This is a genomic window from Raineya sp., from assembly GCF_053497555.1.
In genome coordinates, this window is record NZ_JBRCWE010000059.1 from 1 (window position 1) to 10,840 (window position 10,840).

Genomic DNA, 10,840 nt, shown 5'->3' on the forward strand with positions numbered 1-10,840 from the left:
GGTTCGGAGTTTAAGGTTCAATAAGAACTTTTTTTACTCAAAAACACCCTACACAAGGCAGTATTTCAATTTTTTTTTTACCCGCTCAATTCGCCCGATTGATTTTGGGACTGCAAAGGTAATACACACAACCTCGCTTCTCCAAATTTTTTGAAGAAAATTTTTTAATTTTTTTTCCATAAAGCTAAAAATCAATTGCTTGCAAAACAGAAAAAATGAATTTTTGTGATAGCTTTCTGCAAGTCTGAACTTTTTGTGTAGATTTTTGTTATCACATAAAACTAAAATCCTTGAATTATGGCTATAATGATAACTGATGAATGTATCAATTGTGGTGCTTGCGAGCCAGAGTGCCCTAATACCGCTATCTATGAAGGTGGTGTAGAATGGACTTGGGCAGGCGGAACCAACCTTACAGAAGTTGAATTGGAAGATGGTACGATTATAGATGCCAAAGCCAAACAAAAACCGCTTTCAGACGAGTTTTATTATATTGTTTCAAACAAGTGTACCGAATGTGTCGGTTTCCACGAAGAGCCTCAGTGTGCGGCTGTTTGTCCTGTGGATTGTTGCGTGCCAGACCCCGAACACGAAGAAACCAAAGAAGAATTACTTGCTAAAAAAGCTTGGCTACACCAAGAAGTAGAAGCATAAATAAGGGAAACAGGAAAAAAAGAAGCAAGAAACAGGAGTTTAAACATTTAGAGTCATCTATTTGAAATGCACTACATAATTATTGAAGCCACAAACTTGTAGTTGTGGCTTTTTTATTTTTGTTCAAACACTAAATTTGTATTTACTGCGTTTGATAAGTCAAACCTTTACGAATATGCTGAAAAAAACTTTTACCCTTCTGTTTTTCTTTACAATTTTATTCTCCCAAGCCCAAGAAAACCCGCTTTGGCTGCGTTATCCCGCTATTTCGCCCGATGGGCAAATCATTGTGTTTAGCTACAAAGGCGATTTGTACCGAGTACCTTCAGCGGGTGGGCTGGCTGTGCCAATTACTTTGCACGAAGCTCACGACTTTATGCCTGTTTGGAGCAAAGACGGCAAATCCATTGCTTTTGCTTCCGACCGCTATGGCAACTTTGATGTATTTGTAATGCCCGCCACCGGAGGCGAAGCCAAAAGACTTACCTTCCATTCGGCAAACGACTTCCCTACCGACTTCACGCCCGACAACCAAAGAGTTATTTTCCAAAGTAGCCGCCTGCAAAGAGCCGAAAATATGCAATTTCCACGCACCGAACAACTTTACAGCGTTTCAGTAAATGGCGGACAAGCCCAAATGCTTTTAGACCTCAATGCCGAACACGCTCGCTTCAGCCCCGATGCTTCTATGATCGTCTATCAGGACTGGAAAGGCTACGAAGATAAATGGCGAAAGCATCACACCTCTTCGGTTACACGCGATATTTGGATTTACAACACCCAAAAACAAAGCTATCAGAAAATTTCTACTTTTGAGGGCGAAGACCGCAACCCCATTTTTAGTCCCGATGGTAAAAGTGTCTATTTTTTAAGTGAAAAATCTGGCACGCTCAATATCTGGCAAACAGGACTGAATGGTGAAAATGCCCAACCTATCACTACTTTTGAAAAACACCCTGTTCGCTTCCTTTCCCAAGCCAATAATGGCACATTTTGTTTTTCGTGGAATGGTGAAATCTACACCCTACCCAATGGCGGTCAGGCTCGGAAAGTGCCAATCCAAATCGCTACCGATAGCCGCCTGAATACCGAACGTATTGTTCCTATTTCAGGAGGTATTAGCGAAATGGCTCTTTCGCCCAATGGCAAAGAAGTAGCTTTTGTATTTCGGGGCGAGGTGTTTGTGAGTACTTTGCAAGGAGGTATCACCAAACGCATCACCAATACCCCCGAACAAGAACGCTCCGTGAGTTTCAGCCCCGATGGCAGAAGCCTTGTGTATGCAGGCGAACGCAATGGCAGTTGGAATATCTACCAAAGCACTATTATCAGCAAAGATGAACCCTATTTTTTCTCGGCTACCTTGCTCAAAGAAGAAGCCCTAATAGCCACCAATGCCGAAGAATTTCAGCCTCAATACTCGCCCGATGGCAAAGAAATAGCCTACTTAGAGGAGCGTACCACCCTGAAAGTCTATAACATTGCCAGCAAAAGCACACGCACGGTGCTGGCAGGTACTTACAATTATTCGTATTCGGACGGAGACCAGTACTTTGCTTGGTCGCCTGATAGCCAATACCTTTTGGCAACTTTCGTACCGAAAGGAGGGCAAATTTTTATGGAAGAAATTGCTCTCGTAAAGACAGACGGCAAAAGTGAGCCTATCAACCTTACCCAAAGTGGCTATGATGATGGAATGCCCAAATGGGTAATGGACGGCAAAGCTATGATTTGGACTTCGGATAGAGATGGAATGAAAAATCACGCTTCGTGGGGAGGTGAAAGAGATGTTTATGCAATGTTTTTTGATAAAGCTACCTACGACCGCTTTTTGCTTTCCAAAGAGGAATTGGAAATTTTGAAAGAAAAGGAAAAGGAAGCCGAAAAGGAGAAAAAAGACAAAGAAACGACCTTACAAGCCGAAAATAAACGAGATAAAAAAGCCAAAACCGATAAAACTGAAAGCGTTAAAAATCAGTGGGTTTTAGATTTGAATGATATTGAAAACCGAAAAGTTCGCCTTACTATCCATTCGGCACGCCTTGCCGATGCAGTGCTTTCCAAAGATGGTGAAAAACTTTATTATTTGGCTCGTTTTGAAAAAGATAACGACCTTTGGGTAACCGACCTACGTACCAAAGAAACGAAAATTATTGCTAAAAATGCAGGCAACGCAATGGAGTTGAGCAAAGACGGCAAATTTTTGCTCACTTTGGGCGATGGCAATATTTACAAAATTGATGTAGAAAGCGGGAAAAAGGAAACTATCAGCATCAAAGCCGAGATGAACCTAAACTATGTAGCCGAAAAAAGCTATATTTTTGACCACGCTTGGCGACAAGTGGTTAAGAAGTTCTATGTAACCGATTTGCACAAAGTAGACTGGGAATTTTATTACAAAGAATACAAACGCTTTTTGCCTCATATCAACAACAACTACGATTTTTCGGAAATGCTCTCCGAGCTACTCGGCGAACTGAACGCTTCACATACGGGTTGCCGTTTCAGTCCGAATTTTCCTAATGGCGATAATACAGCTTCGCTGGGGGTATTTTATGACGATAGCTATCAGGGCAATGGCGTAAAAATTGCTGAAATTATTGCCAAAAGCCCTTTGGATAACGCCAAATCGCGTATCAAGGCAGGAATGATTATTGAAAAGATTGATGGGGTAGAAATTAGCCCTAATATTGATTTTTACAGCCTACTCAACCGAAAAGCAGGCAAAAATACGCTACTTTCAATCTTTGACCCCAACGGCAAACAACGCTTTGAGGAAGCAGTGAAACCCATTTCGCGAGGCGAAGAAGCCGAACTAATTTACAGACGTTGGGTGGCTCGCCAAGTCCAAGAAGTTGAAAAACTTTCGGCTGGAAAAGTAGGCTATGTACACGTGCGAGGAATGAACGACCCCAGTTACCGAACCGTAGTAGAAGATGTATTGGGCAAACATATCGGCAAAGAAGCTCTTATCGTAGATACGCGTTTCAATGGTGGGGGCTGGCTACACGACGATTTGGCGACTTTTCTCAGTGGCAAAAAATATATGACAATGATGCCCCGTGAGCAAGCAATGGGCAAAGAACCTATGCGTAAATGGTCTAAACCTTCGGTGGTGCTTATGAGCGAAGGCAATTATTCCGATGCTCATTTGTTCCCTGTAACTTACAAAGCCTATCAAATTGGCAAAACAATCGGTATGCCTGTGCCTGGTACAGGAACAGCCGTTTGGTGGGAAACCCAAATAGATAATACCCTTGTATTTGGTATTCCACAAGTGGGAATGGTGGATAACCAAGGCAAATATATGGAAAACAACCAATTAGACCCAGATATTAAAATCGCCAACGACCCCGCCCAACTGCTCAAAGGTAAAGACCAGCAATTGGAGCGAGCCGTAAAAGAACTTTTAGAAATTATTGCGAAATAATTATCTTTGTAACCCAAACTCAATTTGTAATTTTATGAAATATCTCTCATTGTTGCTTGTTGTAGCCGCTCTACTATCGGTTTCTGAGGTAGAAGCCCAAAAACGCAAAAAGAAAAAAGATGAGGCTAAAAAAGAAGCCAGTGCTTCGCCTACGTCTGCTAATGCACAAAATCAGCCTAAAACAATTGCCTCTATCACGAGCAAATGCAAAGCCTACCCTGGTCTTTTCAATCTGTATCAAGATGAAAAAGATGGTACCGTGTATATGCTTATCAAAAAAGACCAATTGGATAAAGAATACATTTATTTCAGCCATACCGTTGATGGCGTTTTGGAAGGCGGACATTTCAGGGGAAGTTTTAGAGATAACAAAGTTTTTACTATCAAGCGTTATTTTGAAAAAATTGAATTTATCACACTCAATACCGCTTATTATTTTGATCCCAACAATGCTCTTTCCAGAGCCAAAGATGCCAACATCAGCAATGCCATAATGATTTCAGAAAAAATTGAAGCCGAAGACAAAGAAAAAGGCGAAATACTCATAAAAGCAGAAAAAGTGTTTTTGGCTGAAGAATTTTCACCCATAAAACCTAATTATCCACCTACTTTTCAAGGGTTTAGAGTAGGAAATTTGAGTAAAGACAAAACCAAATACGCCGCTATCAAGAATTATCCTAAAAATACTGATGTGGTAGTAGAATACACCTTTGATAACCCCGCTCCCCAAGGAATACCCACCGAAGCCGTAGCCGATGGGCGTTTCATTACGATTAAATCTCAACATAGCCTTATAGAAATGCCTCAAAATGATTTTATTCCCACATTTGATGACCCCCGTGTAGGCTATTTCACTACCCAAGTAACTGACCTGACAGGTACTACCTCTACAAATTATAGAGATTTGGTGCATAAATGGCATTTGAAAAAGAAAAATCCCAACGCCGCCCTTTCCGAACCTACTGAGCCAATTGTATTTTGGATTGAAAAAACCACTCCCGTAGAGTTTCGTGAAACCATAATGAAAGCAGGTTTGGCTTGGAATGAAGCCTTTGAAAAAGCTGGCTTCAAAAATGCTATTGAAATTCGCATTCAGCCCGATACCGCCACTTGGGATGCAGGCGATATTCGCTACAATGTACTGCGTTGGACTTCTTCGCCGCTACCTCCTTTTGGAGGATATGGACCCTCTTTTGTCAATCCTCGCACAGGACAAATCTTGGGTGCTGATATTATGCTGGAATATACCTACATTCTCAATGCGATGCGTAACGATAAAATTTTTGAAACTACTGCCATTTCCAACAACCTTTTGGAAGCAGAGCAAGAATTTATCCGTTTTCACAAAAACCACGCTCATTTCTGCTCATTGGGATACCACTTGCAAGTGCATAATATTTTTGGGCATACCGCTCTTGACCTTTTGGGGGCTGATGAAACCCAAAGGAAAAAATATATTGAAGAAACACTCTACTACCTTGTTTTACACGAAATGGGGCATACTTTGGGCTTGAACCACAATATGAAAGCCACTCAACTCCATAGCCCTGAAAACTTACACAACGAAGAACTAACCCGCCGTGTAGGTTTGCAAGGTTCGGTAATGGATTATCCTTTACCTAATATTGCCTCCGATAGAAGCAAACAAGGACAATATTTCACCACCAAACCCGGTCCTTATGATATGTGGGCAATAGAATTTGCTTACGGCACAATGGAAAACCCACAAGCCGAAAAAGAACGCTTGGAAAAGTTGCTTGCACGCTCTACTGAACCCGAACTCGCTTTCGGCAACGACGCCGATGATATGCGTAGCTCTTTCAGTGGCATTGACCCTCGCGTAATGATTTTTGACCATTCCTCTGATATGGTTGCCTATGGTACAGATAGAATGAAGCTAGTAAATGAAATGCTTAAAAAGCTAAAAGACGAGTACATCAAAAACAATCCTAATCGCTCTTATGATGAACTTTTGGTTCGTTATTTTGCACTTACAGGGCAAAAGTTTAATTCTGCCAATGCAATTTCTCGCTACATAGGTGGCGTGTATGTAGATAGAGGCTTTATTGGGCAAAAAGGAGCTACCCAACCTTTTACCCCTGTACCTGCCCAAGAGCAAAAAAGAGCTATGAAAGCCCTTGCCGATTATGTTTTTGCCCCTGACGCAATGAAAGTTCCTTCGGATTTGTACAATTACTTGCAACAGCAACGTAGAGGTTTCAACTTCTTCGGGCGTGGCGAAGACCCCCGCATCAATGAGAGGGTGCTTTCAATGCACGCAAGTATCCTTACGCATCTTTTGAGTCCTGTTACCCAGCAACGTATTCTCAATTCGGAGCATTATGGCAATAGCTACAAACTTGCTGATATGATGAATGAACTAACCGACGCTATTTTCAAAGCTGATTTGAATGGCTCGGTAAATACTTTCCGACAAAATTTACAAATAGAATACGTAGGCAGACTGATTGCTATGGCAGGTTTAGGCAATACCCCTTCAGTATATGTGTATCCTGCTCAATCAGTGGCTTTGTATCAGCTCAATCAGATTCGCCGAATGCTAAAAAATAATCTCACAGGCGATACTGCTACCAAAGCTCACCGAGAGCATATCGTTTATAGAATTGAAAAAGCCCTCAGCGGCAAATAAAATTCCCCCAAACTTCCCAAAAATCATAACTTTTGGGAAGTTTTTTCGTTTTATACCCAAACGCACACAATTAACAAGGATTAAAATGATAATTTTTTATGAAAAAGTTTTTTGCTTTTTGGCTTTTAGTTATTTGGGGTAAAATGACTTTTGCACAAGAATTACCCCAAGCCAGTCCTATTTGCAAAATTGAGCAAAGAATAGGGCTTACTGATGTTAGCCTTCGTTATTCACGCCCAAGCGTGAAAGAACGCACCGTTTGGGGAAATTTAGTTCCCTACAATACCCTCTGGCGTACAGGAGCCAATGCCTGTACCGTGATTTCTTTTTCGGACAATGTTGTACTGGCAAATCAACATATCCCTGCGGGAGAGTATTCTATTCTTACCATTCCTACACAAGACGAATGGACTTTCATTTTGAATAAAAACACCAAACTCTGGGGTACTGACGGCTACAAATCTGATGACGATTTGGTAAGAATAAAGGTAAAACCCGACACAAATGCCCCCTTTACCGAAACAATGACTTTCTTTTTTGATAACATCAAAGTAGATGCCGCCGACCTTGTTTTTGCTTGGGACAGATTGCGTTTCGCTTTGAAAATTAGCGTAGATACCGATACCAAAGCCCTTGCAAACATCAAAAAAGCGGTTAGCGAAGCAGAAAATATTTATCGCACCTACAACTCTTCGGCTACTTACCTGCTGGATAGCAACAAAGAGCCTCTACAAGCCTTGAATTGGGCAAAAAAATCAGTAGATATGAAGGAAACTTATTGGAATACTTTCACACTTTCGCGAGCCTACGCCGCCAACAAACTTTACAAAGAAGCTATTGCAATGGCGGAAAAATCGTTAAAGCTCTCCGAGGATGCCAAAATGGAAAGTTATATGCAAATGAATAAAAAAAATATTGAAGAGTGGAAAAAGCAAAAGATGAAATAACTTTCTTGGGTGAGAAAACCTCTCACCCAATTCTCACGCAAATTGAAACTTCAAATACTTAATTTTTTCACCTTCTTGCTCAAAGAGTAGCTCGTATTTGGTTTTGATACCAAAATGCTCTTCGGCATACTCCGAAGCATATAAATCTTTTGTAAAATGTAAATTTTTTATTTTTTGCTCTTGCAAAACTTCCAAAGTGTATTCAAAAAGTCCCGTATTATCGGTTTTCAGATGCAGCCAGCCCTCTTTTTGCAATAAATTGCGATACATCTGCAAGAAACGAGGGTGCGTGAGCCTTCGCCGAGCATCTGCCTCTTTGGGACGCGGGTCGGGGTGAATGAGCCAAATTTCTGCCACTTCTTGTGGAGCAAAAAAGTTTTCAAGGTTTTGTATGTAAGTTCTCAGAAAGCCTACATTATTCAAATTTTCTTTCATTGCCTCTTGGCTACCTTTCCACAACCTTGAACCTTTTATATCTACCCCAATAAAATTTTTATTGGGAAAAACTTTCGCCATTCCTACCGAATATTCGCCTCTGCCACAAGCCAGCTCTAACACTATCGGATTAGTATTTTTGAAAAAATCGCTATGCCATTTTCCCTTGCAAGCCTCATAAAAAGGCTTTCCAGCTTCTACTACATTCCAACTCTGCTGATTTTGTGCAAAACGCTCTAATTTTTTTCTGCCCATCGTTTCTATATTTTCTAAAATTTGTTTTTTGAGCCACAAAATTGTAAATTTGTTCATAATTCACCAAAAAATTATGATAGACCTCGCCCCCAAACACATAGCTACTTTCCTCTTTTTATTCTTTTGCTTTGTAAGATTAGATTTTTCTGTGGTAGCTCAAAAGCCTTCTTACGTTTTTCCTGTAAAACCTGATGATAGCACTTATTCGCAAATTATTCTTTCGGGAAATGTAGGCGAAATTCGTCCCAATCATTTTCATTGTGGCTTAGATGTAGTAGGCGAAGATTATGAGCCTATTCATAGCATTTACAAAGGCTACGTGAGCCGTATCAAAGTTTCCTCTTACGGCTATGGTAATGTGGTGTATATCACACACCCCGAAACCGACCACGTAAGCGTATATGCCCACCTGATTGATTTTAGCCCCAAAATTCGTAAATATGTACGCCAAAAGCAGTACGAGCAAGAAAGTTTTGAAGTAGAACTTTTCCCCAGTCCCGAAGAGTTGCCCATAGAGCCAAAAGAAACCATAGGCTATATGGGTAATACGGGCAATTCTTTTGGTACGCACTTGCATTTTGAAATTCGCACCATTGCCGATTTTGTACTGAACCCGCAAGATTTTTTTGCGGTACAAAAACACGATAAAATGCCTCCTCGCTTGCTGAAAGTTGCCGTTTCACCTCTTTCGCCTGAAAGTAGAGTGAATGGGAAGTTTCAAACGCAAATTTTTACACCTGTTCCCTCGTCAAAAGGCTTGAAAATTCCTCAAAAAATTAAATGTTATGGTTTAGTGGGCATCGAAGGGCTTACTTGGGACGTTGTGAATGGTTCTAAAAGTAGTTTTGCAACTTCCAAAGTGCGTTTGCGTGTGGAAGGCAAAGAGGTTTTTTCTTTTCATATCACCAACTTTCCCATTTACGAAATCTATGCTCTCAATTTGCATATCAATTATGCTTTGCTTTTGCAAAGCCGCTCTACTTTTCAGCGGTTTTATCAGGCAGATGGCAACCGATTAGGCATTTACAAAGGAAATGGCAAAATTTTTGTGGAAAATGGTAAAAACTATGATGTAGAAGTTGATTTAGAAGATACCAATGGCAACAACCGAACCTTAGAGCTAACCCTTCAAGGCGAAAAGCCCGATTTTGATGAAACTGACGAACTGCTTGCCACTGGCATTTTGAGCTATGATATTGTTGAAAATACCCTCGTTGTTCGTGGCAAATACTTAATGAAGCCCAAAGCCAAAGGTTCTATTGAGCTTATTTTGCAAGACGGTAAAAGCCTGAAAATTCCACTTGCGTACATTGAAAAAGGCAAAGAAGCTATTTTTTTGTACGATTTACGCAAAGGTTTGCCCAAACTCATTCGTTCCCAAAATATTGAGATTCCTTTTCACAAGCAAGTCATTTTCCCCAAACGCAATAGCTTTTTTGAAAATGAATTTATGCGGGTTTATTTTCCGAATGGCACACTCGCCGATACCGCTTATTTAGATTTTTCAGCGAAAACGACACATTTCTATATCGGTAAAATTGAGGAGCCACTCGTTTGGGACGCAGAAATTACCTATCATCATCAAAAAAATAATGTCAGCAGTGTACTTGACCTCAAAAAAATGTTTATCAGACATAGCAGAGGCAGAGAATTTTTAGAAAATCTCAACGATAGCACTTTTACGATACGTACAGGTTACCTTACAGGCGATTTTAGGTTTCTGCAAGATACAACACCCCCTACTATCAGATTGCTCCGTAAAACTTCTGAAAAATTAATTTTCCAAATTTCTGATGATGCTTCGGGTATTTCGCATTTCAAAGCCTATCTGAACGGGAAATTTCTACTGATGGAATACGAACACAAAAACGCTACCCTCTGGACAGAAACTCACTATACCGAAACCCTCGCAGGTGAATTTGAACTAAAAGTTTGGGACAAAATGGGAAATGTACAGGTGTGGAAAATGATTTTGTAATAATACGATATAACAGCAAATTTATTTTTTTAACTCTTTGACTTTTGCCTTCAATAACACCCAATAAACAGCTGCATAAGATGCAGGTTCTCCTTTTTTATCATCATTTGAGACACCTGACATCACAGTTTTATCTATTTCAACTCTCATATTTTCAGCGAATTGTTTGAATTGTTCTTCTGATATTGAACTCTTGAATTGTTCCATTGTCATACCATCAGCCTTTGCGAGAGCAATTATCCAGTCCGCACAAGTGGCAAGTTGATTTTCTTTGGTAGCCTGTTTCCACTCTGCGTTAGTACAATTAACGTGAGTTGCAAGGTTAAGTATTTGAAATACAATTTATTAATAAATTTGATTATTTTTGCAATATTGTGTTTTTTGACCTCACCCCCAGCCCCTCTCCAAAGGAGATGGGAGCTATACACCTGAAAATCAAAGTTTTATGCTTATTTATCTCACCTCGTTTTCAGGGAGGTAAATAAGGGGGG

The 10,840-nt window shown here is 40.4% G+C and carries 7 protein-coding genes; 5 read left to right on the top strand and 2 right to left on the bottom strand.

Annotation, left to right across the window (positions count from 1 at the left end):
• Positions 1 to 297: 297 nt before the first annotated feature.
• The 4 genes from ACWITO_RS07330 (at position 298) to ACWITO_RS07345 (ending at position 7,681) form a co-directional block, all read left to right on the top strand.
• The gene (locus tag ACWITO_RS07330; protein ID WP_101359679.1) at positions 298 to 654 is read left to right on the top strand and encodes a 4Fe-4S dicluster domain-containing protein; all 357 of its coding nucleotides are present in this window, start codon (positions 298 to 300) and stop codon (positions 652 to 654) included.
• A 175-nt stretch (positions 655 to 829) separates the two neighbouring features.
• Positions 830 to 4,084 carry a S41 family peptidase gene (locus ACWITO_RS07335; protein ID WP_448529345.1) on the top strand — a complete coding sequence of 1,085 codons (3,255 nt, stop codon included), beginning with the start codon at positions 830 to 832 and terminating at the stop codon, positions 4,082 to 4,084.
• Positions 4,085 to 4,118: 34 nt separating this feature from the next.
• A complete protein-coding gene (locus ACWITO_RS07340) occupies positions 4,119 to 6,734 on the top strand; it encodes a zinc-dependent metalloprotease (protein ID WP_448529346.1) in 2,616 nt (871 codons plus the stop codon).
• A 98-nt stretch (positions 6,735 to 6,832) separates the two neighbouring features.
• Entirely contained in the window at positions 6,833 to 7,681 is an 849-nt protein-coding gene (locus tag ACWITO_RS07345; protein ID WP_448529347.1) for a DUF2911 domain-containing protein, read from the top strand.
• Between the two features lie 33 nt (positions 7,682 to 7,714).
• Here the strand turns inward: ACWITO_RS07345 and trmB are convergent, their stop codons facing one another.
• The gene (trmB, locus tag ACWITO_RS07350; RefSeq protein WP_448529348.1) at positions 7,715 to 8,428 is read right to left on the bottom strand and encodes a tRNA (guanosine(46)-N7)-methyltransferase TrmB; all 714 of its coding nucleotides are present in this window, start codon (positions 8,426 to 8,428) and stop codon (positions 7,715 to 7,717) included.
• Positions 8,429 to 8,444: 16 nt separating this feature from the next.
• Here trmB and ACWITO_RS07355 point away from each other — a divergent pair, with 16 nt between their 5' ends.
• Complete coding sequence (locus ACWITO_RS07355) at positions 8,445 to 10,349, top strand: peptidoglycan DD-metalloendopeptidase family protein (protein ID WP_448529349.1); 1,905 nt, start codon at positions 8,445 to 8,447, stop codon at positions 10,347 to 10,349.
• A gap of 21 nt (positions 10,350 to 10,370) precedes the next feature.
• Here the strand turns inward: ACWITO_RS07355 and ACWITO_RS07360 are convergent, their stop codons facing one another.
• A complete protein-coding gene (locus ACWITO_RS07360; protein WP_448529350.1) occupies positions 10,371 to 10,562 on the bottom strand; it encodes a hypothetical protein in 192 nt (63 codons plus the stop codon).
• Positions 10,563 to 10,840 lie beyond the last annotated feature (278 nt).

Excerpts from the sequence above, each read along its gene's own strand:
- ACWITO_RS07355 (WP_448529349.1), top strand. The coding sequence starts at position 8,445 with ATGATAGACCTCGCCCCCAAACACATAGCTACTTTCCTCTTTTTATTC.
- trmB (WP_448529348.1), bottom strand. The coding sequence starts at position 8,428 with ATGAACAAATTTACAATTTTGTGGCTCAAAAAACAAATTTTAGAAAAT.
- ACWITO_RS07360 (WP_448529350.1), bottom strand. The coding sequence starts at position 10,562 with ATGACAATGGAACAATTCAAGAGTTCAATATCAGAAGAACAATTCAAA.
- ACWITO_RS07330 (WP_101359679.1), top strand. The coding sequence starts at position 298 with ATGGCTATAATGATAACTGATGAATGTATCAATTGTGGTGCTTGCGAG.
- ACWITO_RS07340 (WP_448529346.1), top strand. The coding sequence starts at position 4,119 with ATGAAATATCTCTCATTGTTGCTTGTTGTAGCCGCTCTACTATCGGTT.
- ACWITO_RS07345 (WP_448529347.1), top strand. The coding sequence starts at position 6,833 with ATGAAAAAGTTTTTTGCTTTTTGGCTTTTAGTTATTTGGGGTAAAATG.
- ACWITO_RS07335 (WP_448529345.1), top strand. The coding sequence starts at position 830 with ATGCTGAAAAAAACTTTTACCCTTCTGTTTTTCTTTACAATTTTATTC.